Annotated in this window: 18 protein-coding genes; 15 read left to right on the forward strand and 3 right to left on the reverse strand. The window is 37.1% G+C overall.

Going from position 1 to position 22475, the window contains the following annotated elements:
• Window positions 1-2: 2 nt before the first annotated feature.
• The 8 genes from DDF69_RS10280 to DDF69_RS10315 all read left to right on the forward strand — a co-directional run bounded on the left by DDF69_RS10280 (window position 3) and on the right by DDF69_RS10315 (window position 9815).
• Window positions 3-1655 carry a DUF4270 family protein gene (locus DDF69_RS10280; RefSeq protein WP_114820720.1) on the forward strand — a complete coding sequence of 551 codons (1653 nt, stop codon included), beginning with the start codon at window positions 3-5 and terminating at the stop codon, window positions 1653-1655.
• Window positions 1656-1691: 36 nt separating this feature from the next.
• Window positions 1692-3545, forward strand: coding sequence for a glutamine--fructose-6-phosphate transaminase (isomerizing) (glmS, locus tag DDF69_RS10285; RefSeq protein WP_114820721.1), 1854 nt, complete (start codon window positions 1692-1694; stop codon window positions 3543-3545).
• 108 nt (window positions 3546-3653) lie between these two features.
• Entirely contained in the window at window positions 3654-5078 is a 1425-nt protein-coding gene (gldK, locus tag DDF69_RS10290) for a gliding motility lipoprotein GldK (protein ID WP_114820722.1), read from the forward strand.
• A 53-nt stretch (window positions 5079-5131) separates the two neighbouring features.
• Entirely contained in the window at window positions 5132-5824 is a 693-nt protein-coding gene (gene gldL, locus DDF69_RS10295; RefSeq protein WP_079240564.1) for a gliding motility protein GldL, read from the forward strand.
• A gap of 52 nt (window positions 5825-5876) precedes the next feature.
• Window positions 5877-7469: a GldM family protein gene (locus DDF69_RS10300; protein WP_114820723.1), complete on the forward strand. Its 1593-nt coding sequence runs from the start codon at window positions 5877-5879 to the stop codon at window positions 7467-7469.
• A gap of 22 nt (window positions 7470-7491) precedes the next feature.
• Window positions 7492-8430: a gliding motility protein GldN gene (gene gldN / locus DDF69_RS10305; protein ID WP_034693716.1), complete on the forward strand. Its 939-nt coding sequence runs from the start codon at window positions 7492-7494 to the stop codon at window positions 8428-8430.
• Window positions 8431-8485: 55 nt separating this feature from the next.
• Entirely contained in the window at window positions 8486-9520 is a 1035-nt protein-coding gene (locus DDF69_RS10310; protein WP_114820724.1) for an NAD(P)/FAD-dependent oxidoreductase, read from the forward strand.
• Window positions 9521-9554: 34 nt separating this feature from the next.
• Complete coding sequence (locus DDF69_RS10315; RefSeq protein ID WP_114820725.1) at window positions 9555-9815, forward strand: SemiSWEET transporter; 261 nt, start codon at window positions 9555-9557, stop codon at window positions 9813-9815.
• A 55-nt stretch (window positions 9816-9870) separates the two neighbouring features.
• Here DDF69_RS10315 and DDF69_RS10320 read toward each other — a convergent pair whose 3' ends face one another.
• The gene (locus tag DDF69_RS10320) at window positions 9871-10305 is read right to left on the reverse strand and encodes an META domain-containing protein (protein ID WP_114820726.1); all 435 of its coding nucleotides are present in this window, start codon (window positions 10303-10305) and stop codon (window positions 9871-9873) included.
• 38 nt (window positions 10306-10343) lie between these two features.
• Complete coding sequence (locus tag DDF69_RS10325) at window positions 10344-10736, reverse strand: multicopper oxidase domain-containing protein (RefSeq protein WP_114820727.1); 393 nt, start codon at window positions 10734-10736, stop codon at window positions 10344-10346.
• Window positions 10737-11371: 635 nt separating this feature from the next.
• Here DDF69_RS10325 and DDF69_RS10330 point away from each other — a divergent pair.
• The 6 genes from DDF69_RS10330 to map all read left to right on the forward strand — a co-directional run bounded on the left by DDF69_RS10330 (window position 11372) and on the right by map (window position 19880).
• The gene (locus tag DDF69_RS10330; protein ID WP_114820728.1) at window positions 11372-11758 is read left to right on the forward strand and encodes a hypothetical protein; all 387 of its coding nucleotides are present in this window, start codon (window positions 11372-11374) and stop codon (window positions 11756-11758) included.
• A 147-nt stretch (window positions 11759-11905) separates the two neighbouring features.
• Complete coding sequence (locus DDF69_RS10335) at window positions 11906-12988, forward strand: efflux RND transporter periplasmic adaptor subunit (protein WP_034693811.1); 1083 nt, start codon at window positions 11906-11908, stop codon at window positions 12986-12988.
• A 22-nt stretch (window positions 12989-13010) separates the two neighbouring features.
• Window positions 13011-16202 carry an efflux RND transporter permease subunit gene (locus tag DDF69_RS10340; protein WP_114820729.1) on the forward strand — a complete coding sequence of 1064 codons (3192 nt, stop codon included), beginning with the start codon at window positions 13011-13013 and terminating at the stop codon, window positions 16200-16202.
• Entirely contained in the window at window positions 16174-17631 is a 1458-nt protein-coding gene (locus DDF69_RS10345; RefSeq protein ID WP_114820730.1) for a TolC family protein, read from the forward strand. Before DDF69_RS10340 ends, DDF69_RS10345 begins: the two co-directional genes overlap by 29 nt.
• Window positions 17632-17892: 261 nt before the next feature.
• A complete protein-coding gene (locus tag DDF69_RS10350; protein WP_228411961.1) occupies window positions 17893-18162 on the forward strand; it encodes a hypothetical protein in 270 nt (89 codons plus the stop codon).
• 953 nt (window positions 18163-19115) lie between these two features.
• Window positions 19116-19880: a type I methionyl aminopeptidase gene (gene map / locus DDF69_RS10360; RefSeq protein ID WP_114820732.1), complete on the forward strand. Its 765-nt coding sequence runs from the start codon at window positions 19116-19118 to the stop codon at window positions 19878-19880.
• A 164-nt stretch (window positions 19881-20044) separates the two neighbouring features.
• On the opposite strand, the gene DDF69_RS10365 is transcribed toward map, so the two are convergent.
• On the reverse strand, window positions 20045-20230 hold the full coding sequence (locus DDF69_RS10365) for an NAD(P)H-dependent oxidoreductase (RefSeq protein WP_114820733.1): 186 nt from the start codon (window positions 20228-20230) through the stop codon (window positions 20045-20047).
• Window positions 20231-20419: 189 nt separating this feature from the next.
• Between DDF69_RS10365 and DDF69_RS10370 the strand changes: the two genes are divergently transcribed.
• On the forward strand, window positions 20420-21952 hold the full coding sequence (locus tag DDF69_RS10370) for a M20/M25/M40 family metallo-hydrolase (RefSeq protein WP_114820734.1): 1533 nt from the start codon (window positions 20420-20422) through the stop codon (window positions 21950-21952).
• The last annotated feature ends 523 nt before the right edge of the window (window positions 21953-22475 follow it).

Below are 22475 nucleotides of genomic sequence, written 5' to 3' on the forward strand. Positions count from 1 at the left end.
TAATGACTCATAATCTTAAAAAGACCTTCGCCATGCTTCTATTGGCGATTTTTGGAAGTGCATTGCTTTATAACTGTGAACCGGATCCGGATTCTCTTGGAGAGCAGCTGTTTAATGGTGACGCAGCACAAGGCAATGAAATTTCATATCCTGTTATAGCATACAATTACGACAATAATGATTCAATCAGAAGTGATGCTTCAAGATTGATCAGCGGATTGAACGAATCTGGTACGGCTACAAATGTTGCCGTTCTGGGAGCCTTTACTGAATCCCAGTTTGGAATGCAGAGAGCATCTTACGTTACCCAGCTTAGAATGCCGGTAGATAATTTCGACTTCAATGGCGCGGATCCAAAAGTAGATTCTGTAGTCCTTGTAGTAAGACCACCTGCAAATACAGCTTCGAATACTTACTTCTTTGAAAGCAGCGATTCATTAAAGACCAATACATACGCAAAAACTGATTTCCCGGTAGACGGGGTTGCTACAGAAGTTTCCATTGAGAAAAAAACTTATCCTGTTCGTAAATATGGTAAAATAGGAGGAGCTTCAAAATCAATGAAAATCAATGTGCATGAAGTGACAACGTTCCTGGATGCAAATAATGATGCTTTAAAACGTTCCAATGCGTCAGTAAGTACTGGTGAATTGTTAGGTTCAGGAGTGTTTGATGGTAACATAAGTTCTTTATCTATCACAAAAAAATCTGATAACTCGGTTGTATTTACAGGAAATTTAGGATTCAGAATGAAGTTGAGTAACACAAATTTTTTCCAGACTCATATTCTTGATAAAAAAGGAAAACCTGAGCTTCAGGATGCTGCTAACTTTATCAGATATTTCAAAGGAATAAAAATTTCTGTGGACGAAACGGATAGATATCTGTATCAGTTCTCTCCTAACGATTTACAGCTTATCATGTATTACAAATATGATAAAACGGAGAATGGAACAACCACAAGACCTCAGACAACACTTAGTTTCAACTTGGGAAGCGCGAATTCTCATATCGGATTGTATGAGTACAACAGATCTGGATCACCTGCTGCAGCTGCACTGGCTGCAAGTAATTCTGCTGAAGGAGATGAAAGACTTTTTGTTCAGGGAATGGGAGGACCTTCTGTGGTAGTAAAAATTAAGGATGAGACTATTGCACAACTACAGGATGTTTACAACAAAGATAAAGCAGGTATTGTAAGTGCTAAGATCAGAATATACCTGGATCCTGCAACATGGAAAAATACAGGTTCTACTGAAGATCGCAGGTTTACCCTTTTAAACAATACATTAAATGCCGGTAAAATTGATTACTCAAAATTAACATTCACTTCAGATCTGACAAGCGGACTTGGATTGTACTATTTTAAAGATAAACCTGAGCCAGGTTATTATGATTTTGTAGTAACAAAAACAATCAAGGATCTTGTTGAAGGGAAAAAAGAAACTGTAGATGGAACTGAGCAACTGATCGTTAACAAACCATTAATAATCACTGCAGGAACATTTGCTGCAAGTACTACGGGAACACTTTTAGGAGTTCGTAATACAACAAGAGCATTCGATATGAACAGAATTATTCTGACAGGAATTGATAAAACGAATACCAACCCTAAGAGAATCCAGCTAATGGTAACTTATGGTACAAAAAAATAGAACACGATAAACAAACAACACTAGACAAAATAAAATATGTGCGGAATAGTAGGATACACAGGTTTTCAAGACGCTTATGAAATTGTAATTAATGGTCTTAGAAGATTGGAATATAGAGGGTATGACAGTGCCGGAATTGTTTTAGAAGGACCAGGTAACAAGCTGGAAGTAGAAAAAACAAAGGGTAAAGTGGAGGATTTGGTGAATATTTCAAAAGAGCTGAAAGGAACGTCTAAAATTGGAATGGGACACACCCGTTGGGCTACCCACGGAGTTCCTAGTGACAGAAATTCCCACCCGCACTTGTCAAACAACGGGAAAATTGCAATTGTACATAATGGTATTATTGAAAACTATGATACCATTAAAACGATGCTTACTGAAAAAGGATTTACTTTTAAATCAGAAACAGATACAGAGGTATTGGTAAATCTTATCCAGTATTTTATGGATCTTAATCCTGAGATTGACTTCCCGACAGCAGTGAGATATGCCTTGAATGAAGTATATGGAGCTTATGCAATCACTGTACTTCATGAAGATTATCCCGGAATATTGGTCGTAGGAAGATTAGGTTCTCCTCTTGCAATCGGAATCGGGGATAAAGAATACTTTATTGCCTCGGATGCATCTCCTTTTGTGGAATTTACAAAAGAAGCTATTTACCTTGAAGAAGGACATATGGCAACCATCTCTCTGGAAAACGGAGTCGATATCAGAACAATTAACGAAAACTCTAAGATCGAGCCTGAAATCCAGGAACTTAAATTAAGCCTTGAACAGATCGAAAAAGGTGGTTACGAGCATTTCATGCTTAAAGAAATCTTTGAACAGCCTAAATCTGTACATGATACCATGAGAGGTAGACTTCTTGTAGATGAAGGAGTAATCAAAATGGCCGGAATCTGGGATCATGTTGAGAAATTCAAAAATGCCAACAGAATTATTATCATTGCTTGTGGTACTTCGTGGCATGCAGGTCTTATCGGAGAATATCTGATAGAAGAATACGCCAGAATTCCTGTTGAAGTAGAATATGCATCAGAATTCAGATACAGAAACCCGATCATTACCGATAAAGATGTGGTGATTGCCATTTCTCAGTCTGGAGAAACAGCTGATACCATGGCTGCCTTAAAATTAGCAAAAGAGAAAGGAGCATTTATATATGGTATATGTAATGTTGTAGATTCATCAATTGCAAGAATTACAGATGCCGGTTCATATACGCATGCAGGTCCTGAAATCGGGGTAGCTTCTACCAAAGCATTTACGGCACAGCTTACTATTCTTACTTTAATTGCGTTTAAATTAGGAAAACACAACGGAAACTTAGGAAACGCTGAATTTATGAGCTTAATTGCTGAGCTTGATGCTATCCCTAAGAAAATTGAAGAAGTGCTGAATACCACTCATGAGCTTACGCAGAATATTGCAAAAGATTTTGTGAAAGCTACCAATTTCCTTTACCTGGGAAGAGGATACAACTATCCTGCAGCCCTGGAAGGAGCCTTAAAATTAAAAGAAATTTCTTATATCCATGCAGAAGGATACCCGGCTGCAGAAATGAAGCACGGTCCGATTGCCCTGATCGACGAAAATATGCCAATTGTAATTATAGCACCTAGAAAAGGCCACTATGATAAAATTGTAAGTAACGTTCAGGAAATTAAAGCGAGAAAAGGAAAAATTATCGCTGTAGTTAATAAAGGAGACCGTCAGGTGAGCGAAATGGCAGATTATGTTATCGAAATCCCTGAAACTTCAGAATGTTTCTCTCCAATCGTTGCTTCCGTACCTCTGCAACTGCTAGCCTATTATATTGCAGTTTATAGAGGAGCCAACGTAGATCAACCGAGAAACCTTGCAAAATCTGTTACCGTGGAATAAAAAGTTGTTGTAAATAAAATAAATTTAGATTTCTTCCGTTATTTCAAAAAAAATCTTAAAAGTTTCTTAAAAAAATTATATATTTACGGCTTAATTATAAAAATTAACATGAAAAGGATATTTCTTTTATTATTGTCTGCGTCGGTAGCATCGGTATCTTGTTCAGGTGGTGGCAGCTCTTCTGTAGGGAAGCCAGGAACAAAAGGAGAATTGATACCAAGAGAAAAAACTAAATCATTTGTTGCGGAAAGACCATACGGAATGGTTGCAATTCCTGCAGGTTCATTTGTTGCTGGTTTAGCAGACCAGGATCCAACAAATACTCCTGAAAAAGCAGCATTGAAGACAGTTACTGTTTCTTCTTTCTTCATGGATGAAGCAGAAACTACCAACTCAGAGTACAGAGTATTTATCAATTATGTAAGAGACTCTATCGCGAGAACTTTACTTGCTGAAGCTGCCGGAGAAGGTGGTGATGAAGGCGGACGTAAAGGAGCTGCAATAGGAGATTATGCATATCTTGCTAAAAAAGAAGAAAATTTAACACCTTATCAAGAATATATGGAAGGCCAGGGTGGCCGGGAAGACGGAAGCTATGATGCCAGCAAAAGATTAGATTGGAAAATTCCTTTACACTGGAGCACATCAAAATATCCGGATGTAGAATACGCAGAAGTTTTAGAATCTATGTATCTGCCTTCTTCTTCAAGAATCGGAAACGAAAGAATTTTAGATGTAAGCAAGCTGAAATATACTTACCGTTGGGGAGATATGGACGCTGCAGTTGCAGATAACGAAAGAGGAGCTAATTACCTGAAAAGCGAAAGTATCGCGATCTATCCTGATACTACAGTTTGGGTAAAAGATTTCCACTTTGCTTACAATGAGCCATTGTTTGAACAGTATTTCTGGCACAAGGCTTACAAAGACTATCCTGTTGTTGGGGTTACCTGGGATCAGGCAAGGGCTTATTGTAACTTCAGATCTAAATTGAAAACAGATTACAACGAAAGTTTAAAAAGAAAAAAACAAAGACCATTAGAGTTCCGTCTTCCAACAGAAACTGAATGGGAATATGCTGCAAGAGGAGGTATGCAAAATGCTACTTACCCTTGGGGTGGTCCATATTTAATGGACGACAGAGGTTGCTATCTGGCTAACTTTAAGCCGAAAAGAGGTAACTACATGGAAGACGAGAAAAAAGGTACTTATACATATACAGCTCCAGTTAAGAAATTTAAGAAAAATGGGTTTGGGTTATTTGATATGGCTGGAAACGTTTCTGAATGGACATTATCTTCTTTTAACAACTCTTCAGCTGGGTTCACTTCTACATTAAATCCTTCTACTAAAGATAAGTTGGATACGAAGAAATCTGTAAGAGGTGGATCTTGGAAAGATATAGGATATGCACTAATGACAGGTGCTAGAGATTGGGAAAGAAAAGATTCCGCAAGAAGCTATATCGGATTCAGAACTGTACAGGATATCCCTGAAGCAGCTGTTAAGCCAAGAAGAGTTAACAGAAATTAATCAGACAATTTTTCAATAACAATTTTATTTAACATTAAAAAAACTAACTCAATATGTTTAAGACTAAAGATGCTTGGATGAATTTCTTTTATTCATTCGGTGCTGCAATTGTAATTCTTGGAGCTTGGCTTAAAATTACTCACATTACCTTGGGACCTATTAACGGTAACATCGCTCTTACCGTAGGGCTTATTACTGAGGCGATTATCTTTATCATCTTTGCATTCGACCCTCCAAAAACTGAAGAGTCTTATGCCTGGGAAAATGTTTATCCTGAGTTATTAGATAAACATGCGAATCCAAATCCTTTACACTCTAATGTAACCACTAAAAATACAAGCGCTCAATTTGCTGAACTGGAAAACTCTCTTTCTAACAAATTGGATAAAATGCTTGAAGATGCAAGATTAGACGTTCAATTATTTGAAAGATTAAGAACAGGAATTGATAAATTTTCAAACTCTGTTGATCAGATCAATCAAACGGTAGACGTATCTGCATCTACTCATAAATATAACGACCAATTAAATAAAGCAGCTCAGCACATGGAAAGCATGAATGCTCTTTATGCAATGCAGCTTGAAAGCGGTAAGAGACAATCTGAATTTGCTAACAAGTATGTTGCAGATATGCAGAAATCTGCAGAGCAATCTGAGAAATTCAACCAAGAGCTACAAGGTTTAACATCTAATCTTAATAACTTAAATAGAGTTTATGGTGGTATGCTAACTGCTATGAAGTCTTAATTCCTAACCATTTCTAAATTTAAGTACTTAATCAAAAAACAAAGAAAAGAGAATGGCACAAGGAAAACAGACCCCTCGTCAGAAGATGATCAACCTGATGTATTTGGTGTTCATCGCGATGATGGCCCTAAATATTGATGCAGAAATCATCAGATCATATTATGACTCTACAGTTTCTTTAAAAGCAACACGTATGCTTACTGAAGCTAAAAACAGTGATATATTTGAAAAAACATTAGAGGCTAAAGCCCAACAGGTACCCGATACTTATGCACAGCCTTGGGAGCAATATAAGGTGTTGAAGGTAAAAATCGATGATTTGGTTACTCATGCAGAACAAATCAAAGAAAAATTGAAGAAAGAGGCTGAGTTTATGGAAAATGATCCGGCAACTGGCAAGCCTATCGATGTTAGTGAGAATTTTTCTTCACTTAATAACAATGAAGGGGCTACACAATATTTCTTTAAAGATGGAGATGAAAATACTCCTTCAAAAGGCGCTGATGAGTTAAAAGCTAAGATTGATGCTATAAGAAATTATATCAATACTACTTTCGGACAAAATCATCAATTGCAGGATTTGGTGAATAGAGCTAATGCGTCTCTTATCGCTGAATATCCAAAAGGAAAATCTCCAAATGAAAAGACCTGGTTTCAGAATAAATTCTATCATCAGCCTTTGATTGGTGCAATCTCCAATTTAGAGATTATCCAAAATGATGCCAGAAACGTACAGTCTGATGCATTGGCAATGTTGTTGCAAGAGAAAGTAGATGCAAGCATCAAATTTTCAAGCTATGAGCCTATAGTTTCAGGTCCGGTAGATATCCAGGCAGGAAAACAGGCTGAAGTAAAAGTAATGTTAGGTACTTACTCTACAAGTAACAAGATCAGTATCTCTGGTGTAAGTAAAGTAGAGAACGGTAAAGGTATTATGCAAATTTCAGGTTCTGGAATTGGTGAACATAAATTAGGAGGTACTATTACATTGACGGATGCTTCCGGGAAACCACAGTCTTTCCCTTGGACACATACTTATAATGTAATCGCTGGACCAAGAGAAGTAAAACTTGAAAAAGGATTATTGCTTTCTGCTGATAAAATGAACGTTATGTATAGAGGACTTGAGAACCCTGTTTCAGGATCAATCTTAGGTGCTGACAATTCTAAGCTTTCATTATCTGCTGCAGGCGCTACTGTGAAAGGTAAAGGTCCAGGTAAATGGGATGTGACTCCTACTACCGGAAATGTAGTGAAGTTAACATTATCAGGAACAGATCCTTATGGTAAAACAGTTTCTCAGGTATTTGAATATAGAATTAAGAATATCCCTAGACCACAAGGTCAGATCAGAGGTAAAGCTGTAAACTTTATGCCGGCAGGTTCTATACCTAACCAGATTGTTTCTGCTACTTTACCAGACTTTGATTTCCCTGTTTCGTTCACTGTTAATAGCTTTATTATTAAGCTTCCAGGAAAAGCAGGTACTCTGATTCAAGGTAGCTCATTATCAGGAGCAGAAGGAATGCTTAGAAACCTTAGACCTGGTGATGTAGTTCAGATCTATGATATTCAGGCTACGGCTACAGGATTGGGGAATCAGAGACTTAAGGAAATTTCGCCTGTAATTATTAATGTTCAATAAGGTTAATTTGTAAAATCATATTATGAAAAAATATATTAGCACCCTTTTAGTTTTAGTTTCGGGATTTGCTTTTTCCCAGACTATTCTGAATGCTGCTTCTCCTGAAGAATTCAGACAAATGAGAGCTGAATCAATGAGAAAAGCAGGGGATACTGTTATCAGCAATAAAGTAAAGCCTCTTGAATATGGTTTCGTTGATGACAAGGATATTTACAAAAGTATGTTTGTTTGGGAAATCATTGATATGAATGATAAGATCAACCAGCCGTTTTATTATGATAATCCGGATGGCCTTCTTTCAAGTTCTACAAGATCATTATATCAGTTATTACTTGATGGTGCCCTTAAAGGGGATATCAAGGAAGTTTATGACGACGAAAACTTTGTTACAAGACTTTCACCTGAGGCTATTCAGAAAAGATTGGAAAGTGTTAGACTTGACGAAGAAGCTATCGATATCCTTAACTCTGGAAGAACACTTACAGAGGACGAAAAGAAAAGATTGACAGATATCATCAGAACCACTACAGATAAAGTAAAAGTTCTTAAGGTAATGGGAATGTGGTTTATCGATAAAAGAGACGGTCAGATGAAGTACAGACCTCTTGGTATCGCTGCTATGGGTCCGGATCCGACATCGGTAGGAAGAATTGGTCCTGATGGCCAGCCTTTGGCAGGTGCTGATGAATTGATTGATCTGTTCTGGATTTATTACCCAAGTGCTCGTGATATCTTAGCAAACAATTATGTTTTCAATAGAAAAAATTCTTCTGCTGACTTATCTTTCGATGATGTTATCAATGCAAGAAGATTCTCTTCTATTATTTATAAATCTTCAAACGGTTTAGGAGATGGTACTATTAAGGACTATATTCCTAAAAATGCTGATGAGCAGCTGGAAGAAAGTGACAGAATCAAGGCACAGATTCTTGACATGGAAAATGATATGTGGAATTACTAAATTTCGCTTGATATTTATAGAAAACCTGAGTATTTTTACTCAGGTTTTTTTTATTATGAAAAATGTAGATTATATTATTGTAGGAGACGGATACGCGGGGCTTTTCTTGGCTCATCAGCTCATTAAAAATAACAAGTCCTTTGTCATCTTTACGGAAGGAAGGCAAAGTGCCTCCCAGGTTTCAGCAGGAATTATCAATCCTGTTGTCCTGAAGAAATTTACCACATTCTGGAAAGCACAGGAACAAATAGATTTTCTTAAAGACAGTCTTAAAGAAATAGAATCATATACCGGAGAAAATTATTTGATCAATGCTCCCATTCACAGAATTTTCCATGATGAAAATGAACAGAATTTATGGTTGAGAAAATCAGCAAATGAAGAATTGTCGCATTTTCTTGATCAGAATTTCGATCGTTTAAATGTGGTAAAAAACGATTTTCTTAGCGGAAAGGTGAATCAATCTGCAAGACTTAATGTTAATGGATTTTTCAGTAGTCTATTCGATTATTTTGAAAAAAATGATCATCTGGTTAAAGAAAAGTTCGATTATTCAAAATTGAATCCATCTGAATCGGTATATAAAGATTTTACTTTCAAAAATTTGATTTTCTGCGAAGGGATGGGGGTGAAAGATAATCCGTACTTTTCAGAGATTGCAGTAAACCCGAACAAAGGTCACCATATAAAAGTGAAACTTTCACAACCGATTCCGGAGAATATAACCATTAAAAAGAAACATTTTTTATTCCCAACCGGAAACGGACTGTATTTTTATGGAGGGACCTACGACAGAGAGCAGCTTCATCATCATATCGATGAATCAGCCGTTGAACAACTGGTGAAAGGGCTTTCAGAATTTTATCCCTATGATTTTGAAGTGGAGGAAGTCCATTTTGGATTCCGCCCAACCGTAAAAGACAGAAGACCTATCATCGGAAGACATGATACGTTCAGTAATCTCTATGTCTTTAATGGACTTGGAGCCCGTGGGATTCTTAATGGGTGTTATTTTTCAAGAGATCTGTTCCGTTTTATGGAAGATGATATTCCATTGCATGAAGAAGTTTCATGGAAAAGATTTCAATAGTGTATATTAGTAAGTATATTCAAGGTGAAAATTTATGAATGAAAATATATTAGGTATCATTGCCGGTGTTCTTACCTCCGTTTCAATGATTCCACAACTTATAAAGGTAATCAGAGAAAAGAATGTAGAAGATATTTCTTTACTTATGCTGCTGGTTCTGATTTCAGGGCTCTCTTTATGGGTATGGTATGGCTTTGCAAAAGATGAACTTCCTATTATTTTGTCAAACGCATTTGCTGTTCTGGTCAATGTCAGCCTTCTGATATGCTATATCATCTACAATAAAGGAAAATAAAAAAAATACGCCTCATCATGATGAAGCGTATTTTTTTTATGTAAGTGAAATTTAATTATTGAAGAACAAATTTAGCTAAAGGAGCCATTCTTGCTTTGTTTAAAGTAAGTGTATTTCCGTTTACAGAGTAATTGTCTGCTGCAAGAATTGCTTTGGTAAATTGATTTTCAATATCAAGATCCTCGCAAGCCATCATCGTAGACATCCCCTGATTGAATTTAATTCTCATTATTTCAGGTTTGATCTCAAAAGTTCCTCCCAAACCATTACATCCTGCATGTCCCTGATATCTCATACCATCCATTTCAAGTTTGAAATAAGGATTGTTTTTAGGATTCTTCAGTTCAATCGGCTTCCCGTTAAGCTCTGTAAGTTTCCATGTTTTTCCTGTAATGTCCGTAGTTGCTTTCTGAGCGTTCTGTGTTTTACAAGAAACAACTAAAAAGGTTGCGATAACAAGTGCCGAAAAATAATAATATAAACTTTTCATAATGTTTATTTTTTTAATTTGAATTGCTAATCCATATGCTAATACGATGCCATTTTTGCAGGACCAGACTCTTTTTTTGCCTGTTTAAGGTGGAACAGAACCATATCTACATTCTTTTTCAGGAAAGTGATATTGCCCTTAATATCAGAATATTGATATTCTTCATTTGAGGCTGTATATTCAGGTAAAGCATCACTTTTTTTTAGGTCAAAAGTTTTGCCGTTTAAATGTATAATCGCTGTATTTTTGGTATTGTTGATCGTTACTTCTATTTTTTCTCCATAGCTGTCAACATACACATTTTTTGAAATGTCATCTGTATTTTCTGGAACAACAGCAGTAATGGTTTCAGCCTCTTTTCCGGGATGTTTACATGCTGTTAGGGAAATAAGGGTCAATCCGAAAAGGATTGGTACTAATAATTTTTTCATAGTGATAAGTGATTTTAAAGTGTTTCATGAATTATGATATTAATGCTATATAAATTTACAAATATTTTTAATAAATATGTGTTAATTTTTCATAAACTAACAGAAAATTAAAGTTTTATATAATTTAACTCACTGTTTTTTGAAACAGAATTCACGAAACAAAAGGTAATAATTATAGTGGGAAATTTAGAATAGACGTTGTTGATGCAGGGTTTTTAACGAACTTGTTTTAAGAAGAATAATCTTGTTTTTTTTTTTTTTCATTTGTTGTGTTAATTTTCGGCAAAAATAATTCAAAAATAAGAGAGTAACAATAAGTTAATGTTAATAATTCTCATTCATGATAAAGTTTAGGTTCACTAGGGTAAATTTTAAAAATAGAATATCAAGGCTCTTGAATGTTCAAAAAAGCAACAACTTTAAAATTAAAATTTCCTTAAATCAAAAAAAATGGCTTGATATTTGAAAATTGAAACTTGCACAGATGAGATGTCAAAATTACCTAAATGACGCTTGAATAAAAGAAAAATTTAATATTTATCACTTTTGTATATTCAGGTATTTTAAAGAAGAGTTAAATTTTGTTAATCCATGATGGTAATATCATAATCTGGGTGTACATTTGCAACTTCAAAATGAGAAACTTCGTAGTATATTTTTTAACCGGTCTTTTTCTGCTCTTTGTAGTAGAAAGCAGACTTGACGTTAAAACGCTCCGAAACGACTATAACGGTCACGTTTCTCATCATATGCCAAAAAGAGCCAACCGCCTGAATCAGACTTTCGAAAAACTCTCTGTTCAGCAAATGGCCGATAATGTAGACAATTCCACTTTAGAACTTACCGAAAATGATTTCCAGCTGTCTGATGTATGGCAGGCTGTTATTGTTTTTGCAGGAGTTTTCTCTTTAGTCTATATTTTTGGATTAAAAAGCTATAAACGATCCAAGCCGGATATTCATGGCTTTGTTCTTGGTTTGGCAACCAAAAGATTTATTCTTATCCGCTCCATTAGAATCTAAAATTTATCCGTTCTGTTTATTTTCTGCCTGATGACAGGTGGAAATACCTTGCGTTGTGTATGCCGGTAATCATCACACCGTACCTCTTTTATTACCGTTTTTTATTTCTATCAAAACATTAACGATTATATAAACTCTAGAATTATGATAAAAAGAGTTGCTTCGGGAATTGCGCTGAGTGCCCTTCTGTTGGCGGTTGGCTGCAATAAGAAAAAAGAAGAAAAAGAAGAAGTTACCGTCTATCCGGTGACGTCCCCTGTGGTAATGGATACCGTAATCAACAAAGAATACGTGGCCCAGATTCAATCTGTAAAAAACATTGAAGTGAGAGCTCAGGAAAAAGGTTTCCTGGAAAAAATCTTTGTAGATGAAGGACAGTACGTACAGGCCGGACAAACATTGTTCCGCATCATGCCTAAACTGTATCAGGCAGAATTATTAAAAGCAAAAGCAGAAGTAGAACAGGCTTCTATTGAACTGAAAAATGCAAGTACACTGGCAGGAAACAACATCGTTTCTAAAAATGAAAGAGCCATGGCAAAAGCAAAACTGGATGCTGCCAATGCAGAAATGAAACTGGCCCAGATCCACCTTTCTTTTACTGATATCAAAGCGCCATTTTCAGGGATTATCAATAGAATTCCACTGAAATTAGGGAGTCTTGTAGATGAAGGCGATTTGTTGACTTCGTTATCAGACAATACAAGTATCTATACCTATTTCAACGTTTCAGAACCTGAATATTTGAGCTATCAGACTCATGCTGCAGACAGAGGAAGCAATCAGGTTTCTCTGATTACAGCCAACGGAGAAACATATACACAAAAAGGAGAAATTCAGACGATTGAAGGAGAATTCGATAACGAAACAGGAAATATTGCTTTCCGTGCGAAATTCCCTAATCCTGACAAACTTCTGAGAAACGGAGAAACTGGAAAAGTGCAGATGTCAATGCCTGTTCATAACGCATTGATCATTCCACAGAAAGCTACCTATGAAATTCAGGATCAGAAATATGTATTTGTAATTGATAAAAATGGGGTAGCAAAGTCCAGAAATATCAAAGTAGCCTATGAACTTCAGGATTTGTATGTAGTAGGATCAGGAATTTCAAAAGGAGATCAGATTCTTCTGGAAGGAGTTCAGAAAGTAAAGGATGATCAAAAAGTGAAAACAAAATTCCAGGATCCTAAGAAAGTTCTTCAATCACTGAAATTAAAAGCAGAGTAGTGGTTCTCTAAAACGAAACAGTATGTTTAAGAAATTCATTCGCAGACCAGTTCTGTCTATAGTAATCTCATTGATTATTGTATTTATGGGAATACTGTCATTGGTAAAACTTCCGGTGACCCAGTTCCCATCCATCTCTCCGCCTAAAGTAAATATCACCGCAGAATATCCCGGAGCTAACAACGAATTGTTGATTAAATCCGTAGTAATCCCCTTAGAAAGAGGATTAAATGGTGTTCCCGGTATGAAATATATGACCTCAGATGCCGGAAATGACGGGGAAGCTTCCATTCAGATTGTATTTGATCTGGGAACGGATCCCAATGTAGCTGCAGTAAATGTGCAGAACCGTGTATCTTCAGTGGTCAATAAACTTCCACCTCTGGTAGTGCGTGAAGGGGTAAAGATCACCCGTGAAGAACCGAATATGTTGATGTACATTAACCTGTACAGTGACGATCCTAAAGCTGACCAGAAATTCCTTTTCAACTATGCAGATATCAACGTAATGTCTGAATTGAGAAGGGTAAGTGGTGTAGGTTTTGCCGATATCCTGGGAACCCGTGAATATGCCATGCGTATCTGGCTGAAACCGGATAGATTAACAGCCTATAATATTTCAGCAGATGAAGTAATGGAATCTCTGAATGAGCAGAGTTTGGAAGCTTCCCCTGGAAAAACGGGTGAAAGTTCCGGAAAACGCTCTCAGTCTTTCGAGTATGTATTAAAATATCCAGGTCGTTTCAATAATGAAAAAGATTACGGAAACATTATTTTAAAAGCAAAACCGAACGGAGAATCTGTAAGACTGAAAGATGTTGCCGATATAGAGTTTGGAAGTTCCATGTATGATATTTATTCTACATTGAACGGAAAGCCTTCAGCGGCAATCACGGTAAAACAATCCTATGGGTCCAATGCAAGTGACGTTATCAAAAATGTGAAAGCATTGATGAAAGATCTTGAAAAAAATAACTTCCCTAAGGGAATGCATTACGACATTAGTTATGACGTTTCAAGATTCCTGGATGCCTCTATGGAAAAAGTAATCCATACTTTGTTCGAAGCCTTCATCCTGGTTGCTATCGTAGTATTCCTATTCCTTGGAGACTGGCGCTCAACATTGATTCCGGCATTAGCTGTTCCGGTTTCTTTAGTGGGAACATTTGCGGTAATGTCTGCTTTCGGAATTACCCTGAATATGATTTCCCTCTTTGCTTTAGTAATGGCGATCGGGGTTGTAGTAGATGACGCGATTGTAGTTATTGAAGCTGTTCACGCCAAGATGGAAGAAAAACACCTTTCTCCATTAAAGGCTACCGAAGAAGCAATGCATGAGATCAGTGGAGCAATTATCGCCATTACGCTGGTAATGGCATCGGTATTCATTCCGATTGCATTTATGTCCGGACCGGTTGGGGTATTCTACCGTCAGTTCTCTATTACAATGGCTTCATCCATTATTTTATCCGGAGTAGTGGCACTTACTTTGACGCCGGCATTATGTGCTTTGATCTTAAGAAATAATCATGGAAAGGCTAAAAAGAAAACTCCGGTTACTCTTTTCCTTGATAAATTCAACAACCTGTTTACGAAGGGAGCTGGTAGATATGAGAAAATGCTGAATAAAACAGTGACGAAAAAGACAATAACATTGCCGTTACTATTAGCATTTTGTGCCTGTACATTCTTCCTGAGTAACTCTTTACCTTCAGGATTTATCCCGGCTGAAGATCAGGGGATGATTTATGCCATTATTCAGACGCCTCCGGGATCTACATTGGAAAGAACAAACCAGATTGCCAGAGAACTCTTGAGAGAATCTGAAGATATTGATGGAGTACAATCCGTTTCTTCTCTTGCAGGTTATGAGATTTTGACGGAAGGTACCGGATCCAACTCCGGAACCTGTCTGATCAACCTTAAAAGCTGGGAAGAACGTAAAGAATCTGCTGCAGAAATCATTGAAAAACTGGAAGAAAAAGCCAAAAATATTCCCGGAGCTAATATAGAATTCTTCCAGCCGCCTTCCGTTCCGGGTTATGGAGCAGCAGGAGGTTTTGAACTTCGTTTGCTGGATAAAGCGGGAAGTGGAGACTATCATAAAATGGAACAGGTAAGTAATGACTTTGTGAAGGAGCTTAAGAAGCGTCCGGAATTGGGATCAGCATTTACATTCTATTCTGCGAGTTTCCCACAATATATGCTTAGGATAGATAATGATCTTGCAGAGCAAAAAGGAGTCACTATTGAAAAAGCGATGGATAACCTTTCTACATTGATCGGTTCCAACTATGAAACGAGTTTCATCCGTTTTGACAGACCATATAAGGTAATTGTTCAGGCTGGTCCTCAATATCGTGCCTTACCAACTGACTTGCTGAAACTGTACGTTAAAAACGATAAAGATCAGATGGTTCCGTACTCAGACTTCATGAGATTGGAAAAAGTATACGGATTATCGGAGATTACAAGACACAATATGTATAACTCTGCAGAGGTAAGTGGAACTCCGGCACCTGGATATAGTAGCGGACAGGCGATTCAGGCAATTCAGGAAGTTGCGGATAAAACACTTCCAAGAGGTTTTGGTATCGACTGGGCGGGGATCTCTAAAGATGAAGTAAGCCGTGGTAATGAAGCCATATTTATCTTCCTGGTATGTTTAGGGTTTGTTTATCTGATTCTTTCCGCACAGTATGAAAGTTTCATCCTTCCGCTACCGGTTATTTTATCCCTTCCGGTAGGTATTTTCGGAGCATTTTTATGCTTAAAACTATTAGGATTGGAAAACAATATCTATGCACAGGTGGCCATGGTCATGCTAATTGGACTTCTGGGTAAAAATGCCGTATTGATAGTAGAATTTGCCGTACAGAAAAAGGCAGAAGAAGGAATCCCTGTGGCAAAAGCCGCTATTGAAGGAGCGGCCATTCGTTTCCGTCCGATTTTGATGACATCATTTGCCTTCATTGCGGGGTTGATTCCTCTGGTGATTGCAACAGGACCGGGAGCGGTCGGTAACAGAACCATTGGTACTGCAGCAGCGGGAGGAATGTTAATCGGGACCATTTTCGGATTGATGATTATCCCCGGACTGTATTATATCTTCGGAACCATTGCCGATAAGTCACGATTGGCCAGATATGAAGAAGAAAATCCTTTAACAGAACAAACTGAACCTTATGAACATGATGGAAAATTCGAAGACTAAAAATATAATCACAGCCATTGCCTTATCGCTTGTACTTGCAAGCTGTAAGGCACCGATGGCGACTGTTATAAAAGATGAGGTAAAAGAAAATATTCCTCAGAACTTTAATCAGGAAGAACAGCAGGATGCGAATAACAATAGCGGAACAACACCATGGAGGCAGTTTTTTACTGATCCAAACCTGGTAACCCTTATTGAAACTGCTTTAAAAAATAATCAGGAACTTCTGATCACGCTGCAGGAGATTGAAATTGCTAAAAGTGGTGTTTTAGCTAAAAAAGGAAGATTAACCCCGACGGTGTCTGCGGGAATAGGAGCAGGATTGAAAAAAGCAGGCCGCTATACCAGTGAAGGAGCAGGTGATGCTACGACACAAATTGAACCGGGAAAAGAAATGCCAGATCCGCTTGGGAATTTTGAAGCTGGATTAAATGCAAGCTGGGAGATTGATATCTGGAAAAAACTGAGAACTGAGAAAGAATCTGCAGTAGCTCATTATCTTTCTACGGTGGAAGGGAAGAACTTTGTTTTGTCGAATCTTATTGAAGAAGTGGCGGATAATTATTATGAGTTATTAGCACTTGATAATCAATTGGATATTATACAACAGTATATCAAGCTTCAGCAAAGAGCATTGGAAATTTCCAAAATTCAGAAAGAAGCTGCTGCTGCAACGGAACTGGCTGTGAAAAAATTTGAAGCAGAACTGGCAAAATCCAAAGCTGCAGAATATACAATCCGTCAGCAGATCACGGAGAAGGAAAACGAAATCAATGCTCTGCTGGGAAGATATCCACAACCAATTGTGAGAACAAAGGAAAACTTTATGTCTACCATTCCTCCGACGGTTTATACAGGAATTCCATCTCAGTTATTAGCCAACCGTCCTGATATCAAGCAGGCCGAGCTGGAATTGAAAGCTTCAAAACTAGATGTGGAAGCGGCAAGAAAAGAGTTTTATCCTTCATTGGAAATTTCTGCAACATTAGGGCTGGAGGCTTTTAAACCTTCATATCTTGTTAAATTACCGGAATCAATAGCTTACAATCTTGTAGGTGAACTTGCTGGACCACTTATTAACAAGAGTGCAATAAAAGCTAATTTTCAGACGGCAGATGCAAAACAGGTTCAGGCATTGTACGAATATGACAAAACGATTTTGAATGCTTATCTGGACGTTGCCAATCTAATGTCAAAGGTTAAAAATATTGACCAGTATTATCAATTAAAGTCACAGGAAACCAAAGCCCTGGATCAGTCTATTGATATTGCCAATCAGTTGTTCCGTAATTCAAGAGCAGATTATCTTGAAGTTCTTTTGAATCAGAGAGATGCTTTGGATGCCAAAATGGAACTTATCGAGGCAAAACAAAAACAGCTCAGTACTGTAGTCGACATCTATAAAAGTTTAGGTGGCGGCTGGAAATAAAACATCATAATTCTATCAATAAACAGTTAATGTTTTTTGGAAGGGTCAATTCTTTTGAGTTGGCCCTTTTTTATTTTTATGCGACATGTTTTGACGTTGTGGGTCAATATTTTTGCATTGTAATAAAATGAAAATATATATAGGATTTAATGATAAATAGTATGATTTACAGGATACCACATAAAAGTGATTTTCGTGTCTTAAAAAATATTAAATTCGCTGCGTTCTAATAAACTAATTACTAACTCAAAAAAACATAGAATGAAAAAAATCTATCTCGGTGCATTCACTTTATGCACAGTCCTGGGCGTATCTGCCCAGGAAGTGGTGTGGCAGAAAGACATCCAATCCTCTACCCAGGATTTTCTAAGCCAGGTCACCACAACCATTGATCAGCAATACCTTATTACCGGAAGTTCTATACATTCTAAAAGCCAACTGCAAGCAGCCAGCAGTCAAAAGCAAAACAACGGTTACGATTTTCATTTAGTAAAACTCAATCAACAGGGAGAAGACAAAGTGAGCAGTTAGGATTACCTATTAAAAAGAGAGAAGATGGTGATTATAACTTTTCGTTTTATGGTCGAAACACAATTTTTAATTCAACCATTATAGGATTACCGCAAATTATTTCAATAAAAAAATAAAACATGCAAAATTTTAATTTATTTATTTCAGCAATTGATAATGATAATGATGATCAAATTGAAGATTATAAAAAAAATATTATTAAACAATCCTAATGATTTTTTTACTGAATTATCACATTTCGTTGTTAATAATTCAAAAGAATATGATAGGCTACAATATATTGTAGATTTATATAACATATTTGATAGTTCTCAGAAAGAGTTAGATATTGTGAAAATGGTTGGAAATCTTATATTCTCATTGTACTTAGAAATAATTGATGATCTTGTTAAAAATAAGGAAGAATATTCTATATACAATTATATAGATTTTCTATACACTAATAATTCTTTTTTAAAAAAACACGAACAACTTTTCTTTGAAAAAAGTTTTAATGTTCTAAGCCCCCCGCTGGCGCGAGCGTCTCGCTCGTGTCGGTGAATAAAATAAAAAACCAATGGTTTTGTTCTTGTACATCCTTATTAAAATACCATGAATGACTTTATAAACAATCTCTAGCCACTTAGAAATTACCTCTAACCACTATAGTAAGTCTCTCCAGCCTCTTCATCAAGTGGCTATCGCCGGTTCAGAACTGCCTTCAGCCCCTTAACCAACGGCCTCTAGCCAGTTGTATAAGTCCCTCTAACCCCTTATTAAAGTGGTGCCAGGCTCTTACGAAGTACCTATAGCCCCTTGTGGAACTGGGTATACCCCCCTTACCCAAGGAGGTAGAGAGGGTTGGTGAAGGGGGTAGTAACCCTATTTTTCAATAAATAGATTTGATTTAAAACTGTACATGTCTGCATATTTTAATTTCCTAACTTTGTAGTTATCAACAATAATCAAAAAATATGTCAATCACCAACGAAGATCAGATGCTTGGAATGCAAAAAGTAAGTGAAGCTGTTGCCTATACGCTGAAGAAGATGATGGATTACGCCGAACCCGGCATGACCACCAAAGATTTGGACGAATATGGAGCCAAAATACTGGAAGGTTTTGGAGCAAAATCAGCACCTTATCTGACCTATGGATTTCCAGGCTGGACGTGTATCAGTGTGGACAATGAATTCTGTCACGGGATTCCAACAGATCAAAGGGTTTTGAAAGAAGGCGATCTGATCAATATTGATGTTTCTGCAGAATTGGATGGATATTGGGCAGATAACGGAGGTTCCTTCGTGATTGGTGAAGATATTCATGGGCATCAAAAATTGGTGGAGGCTTCCAAAGATATTTTAAGAAAAGCTATCGACAATATCAAAGGCGGTGTCAAAATAGCAGACATAGGACATTTAATGGAAACAGAAGCAAAGAAAAGAGGTCTTAAAGTTATTAAGAATCTTGCAGGCCATGGAGTAGGGGGAAGCTTACACGAACAGCCTGACGAATTGCTGAACTACAAAAATCGTTATGATTCCAGACGTTTCAAGCAAAGCTCTGTCGTGGCTATTGAAACATTCATCTCCACCGATTCCAATATTGCTGTAGAATTAAAAGACGGCTGGACCATGGTAGGCAATAAAGGCGGTTATATGGCACAGCACGAACATACCATCGTAATCACAGATGGAAAACCAATCATTTTAACCGAAATGAACGAAATTCTGAATTAAACTAAGATTGTTTATTTCATAGTTAGTAAATCGCAAAGGCGTCAGAATTTCATCATCATTTCTTGCTGAAAATCTCACATTGAGCAAAGTCGAAATATTCTTGCGCCTTAAAAAAGCATCATGATTAAAACCCTTTGCGCCCTTGCATTAAAAAAAGCGTTCTTTTAATTCCAAAGTTTCATCCAATCAACTTCATTCGCTAGTGGTGGCATATCCTTCACCAGATCCCGTACCGTAATCTGACGGATATTATTTTGTTGTGAAATTTTTTCAACAATAGCTGAACTAAGTCCTTTGCTGTAAGACAGATCTTCTCTTGCGCTGGAGATAATGTGCAGAATATTCTTCATACTTTTTTCTTTATTCCAATGACGATCCTGTCTTTGTTAAAGGGACATGATTATTTGCTTTTTATGAATTTAAAACTGTAAAGGGCGTATTCAATGGATTTACCGATTGAAAAAGCCAGACTTTAAATTGTTGGGCATAAAATACTTTGTTATATTTATAGAATAAAATCACCTCACAAACTATCCGCTATGAAAAAATTTCTTTTAATCCTTTTGGGAATCGTTGCCATTCTGGCTGCTGTCGTATTGATCAAAACCTACACCTATCCGTTTAAGAAAAATACGATCGGGGCAGGTGAAGGCTGGAAACCCATAAAAAATGATTCTGCAGTCATGAGACTTTCAGGAGGAATAAAAGTGCCTACCGTTTCTACAGGAAGTTTGGGTGAATTTGATTACGCCCCGTTTGAACAGTTCAAAACCTATTTAAAAACATCTTATCCGTTAGTCTATCAGAACACAGAAAATGTTGAGGTCAACCAATATGGACTGGTGTTCAGACTTAAAGGAAGCAATTCTTCACTGGAGCCTATTTTATTCCTTTCTCATATGGATGTTGTTCCTCCGGGAGATGCTGATATTAAAAATAACGAAGAAAATATATTCCGTCCGGATGATAAACCATTAGAGCCAGTTTCAAAAGTAGCTGAAGACTGGGATTTTGCCCCTTTTTCAGGAGCTGTTGCCAACGGAAGAATTTATGGAAGAGGTGCCATAGATATGAAGGGAATGCTGTTTTCCTTGATGGAATCCATGAATTCTATGATTAAAAACAAACAGATTCCACAGCGTGATATTTATCTGGCTTTTGGTTTCGATGAAGAAGTGGGCGGACAAAAAGGAGCGATTCAGATTGCCGATTATTTTAAGAAAAAAGGGCTGAAGTTCGATGCCGTTTATGACGAAGGAGGATTGATTATGCGAAAGGGAAATGTGGCAGGAATTGATACAGATGTTGCTGTAGTAGGATGTGCTGAAAAAGGTTTTCTTTCCGCAAAAATAAAAGTAAAAGGACTGGGTGGACATTCTTCTATGCCTCCTATGGAAAGCGCTATCGGGAAAGCTGCTGTCATCATGCAGCGTCTGGAAGATGATCAGATGAAGCCTGTTATTACCCCTTTAATCAAAGAGTTTTTTGCTAATATCGGAGGTGAAATGCCTTTCACCACAAGAATGGCATTGGCGAATCAATGGCTTTTAAAACCGGTACTGATTTCCCAGCTTACCAAAAACAATACAACCAATGCTTTGGTGAGAACCACAACAGCTTTAACGATGATGAAAGGAAGTGATGGAACCAATGTCCTTTCTCCCGAAGTGGAATTTGTTGTTAATTTCAGATTACTTCCAGGAAATTCAGTGAAATATGTAAGAGATCATATTGCGAAAGCGACTGAAGGTTTTGACGTTGAGGTAGAAGAAATTGACAATACAAGAGAAGCTTCTGCTATTTCTCCAACCAACACAAAAGCTTTTAAAATGATAGAAGCCGGAGTGAAAGAAATTCATCCTGGAGCTATTGTCACACCATATCTTACTATGGCTGGAACCGATGCCGGTAAATATGAAATTGTAAGCAAAAACGTCTACAGGTTCATGCCGATTAAGATCAACAGTGCCGAGCAGCAGAGTATTCACAGCACCAATGAATATCTTAGTATTGAAAACTACCTGAAAATGATTCACTACTTTGAGTACATCATGAAGAATTATGATAAATAAATGTCAATGGTGAATTCGCTGCGCTTGTAAATTTTAATATAAGTTCGCATATTATTAAACGCAGCGTTCGCAAAGTTTTTTATGATGTTTAATTTCTTTCGATCGCAGTGGCGTTTCACTCAGCAATGTATACAATGAGGTCTTTGCTGAACGAAGTGCTTTTGCGAACTGATAAATTTTATATAGTAATAAACCTAGCGAACCTTAGCGTTAATAATGATTGACGATTGCCTTTGCGAAGCAAAAATTGACCCTTGACTTAACAATCTTTCCAATCTTTTTTCACAAAAAATATAATATGTCAGGTTTTTAATACACATGCATGTTATTAAACGCAGCGTTCGCAAAGTTTTTTATGATGTTTAATTTCTTTCGATCGCAGTGGCGTTTCAATCAGCAATGTATATAGTAAGGTCCTGGCTGAACGAAGTGCCTTTGCGAACGGATAAATTCTGTATAGTAATAACCCTTGCGAACCCTAGCGTTAATAATAATTGACGATTGACTTTGCGAAGCAAAAATT

Origin of the sequence: Chryseobacterium sp. KLBC 52 (assembly GCF_003347605.1) — a bacterium.
GTDB lineage: Bacteria > Bacteroidota > Bacteroidia > Flavobacteriales > Weeksellaceae > Chryseobacterium.

What these genes read in the sequence shown, in the direction of transcription:
- DDF69_RS10350 (WP_228411961.1), top strand. Translation starts at nt 17,893, where the DNA reads ATGAAAAAAATCTATCTCGGTGCATTCACTTTATGCACAGTCCTGGGC.
- DDF69_RS10325 (WP_114820727.1), bottom strand. Translation starts at nt 10,736, where the DNA reads ATGAAAAAATTATTAGTACCAATCCTTTTCGGATTGACCCTTATTTCC.
- DDF69_RS10330 (WP_114820728.1), top strand. Translation starts at nt 11,372, where the DNA reads ATGAGAAACTTCGTAGTATATTTTTTAACCGGTCTTTTTCTGCTCTTT.
- DDF69_RS10300 (WP_114820723.1), top strand. Translation starts at nt 5,877, where the DNA reads ATGGCACAAGGAAAACAGACCCCTCGTCAGAAGATGATCAACCTGATG.
- gldL (WP_079240564.1), top strand. Translation starts at nt 5,132, where the DNA reads ATGTTTAAGACTAAAGATGCTTGGATGAATTTCTTTTATTCATTCGGT.
- DDF69_RS10280 (WP_114820720.1), top strand. Translation starts at nt 3, where the DNA reads ATGACTCATAATCTTAAAAAGACCTTCGCCATGCTTCTATTGGCGATT.
- DDF69_RS10370 (WP_114820734.1), top strand. Translation starts at nt 20,420, where the DNA reads ATGAAAAAATTTCTTTTAATCCTTTTGGGAATCGTTGCCATTCTGGCT.
- DDF69_RS10365 (WP_114820733.1), bottom strand. Translation starts at nt 20,230, where the DNA reads ATGAAGAATATTCTGCACATTATCTCCAGCGCAAGAGAAGATCTGTCT.
- DDF69_RS10315 (WP_114820725.1), top strand. Translation starts at nt 9,555, where the DNA reads ATGAATGAAAATATATTAGGTATCATTGCCGGTGTTCTTACCTCCGTT.
- map (WP_114820732.1), top strand. Translation starts at nt 19,116, where the DNA reads ATGTCAATCACCAACGAAGATCAGATGCTTGGAATGCAAAAAGTAAGT.
- DDF69_RS10320 (WP_114820726.1), bottom strand. Translation starts at nt 10,305, where the DNA reads ATGAAAAGTTTATATTATTATTTTTCGGCACTTGTTATCGCAACCTTT.
- glmS (WP_114820721.1), top strand. Translation starts at nt 1,692, where the DNA reads ATGTGCGGAATAGTAGGATACACAGGTTTTCAAGACGCTTATGAAATT.
- DDF69_RS10345 (WP_114820730.1), top strand. Translation starts at nt 16,174, where the DNA reads ATGAACATGATGGAAAATTCGAAGACTAAAAATATAATCACAGCCATT.
- DDF69_RS10310 (WP_114820724.1), top strand. Translation starts at nt 8,486, where the DNA reads ATGAAAAATGTAGATTATATTATTGTAGGAGACGGATACGCGGGGCTT.
- DDF69_RS10340 (WP_114820729.1), top strand. Translation starts at nt 13,011, where the DNA reads ATGTTTAAGAAATTCATTCGCAGACCAGTTCTGTCTATAGTAATCTCA.
- gldN (WP_034693716.1), top strand. Translation starts at nt 7,492, where the DNA reads ATGAAAAAATATATTAGCACCCTTTTAGTTTTAGTTTCGGGATTTGCT.
- gldK (WP_114820722.1), top strand. Translation starts at nt 3,654, where the DNA reads ATGAAAAGGATATTTCTTTTATTATTGTCTGCGTCGGTAGCATCGGTA.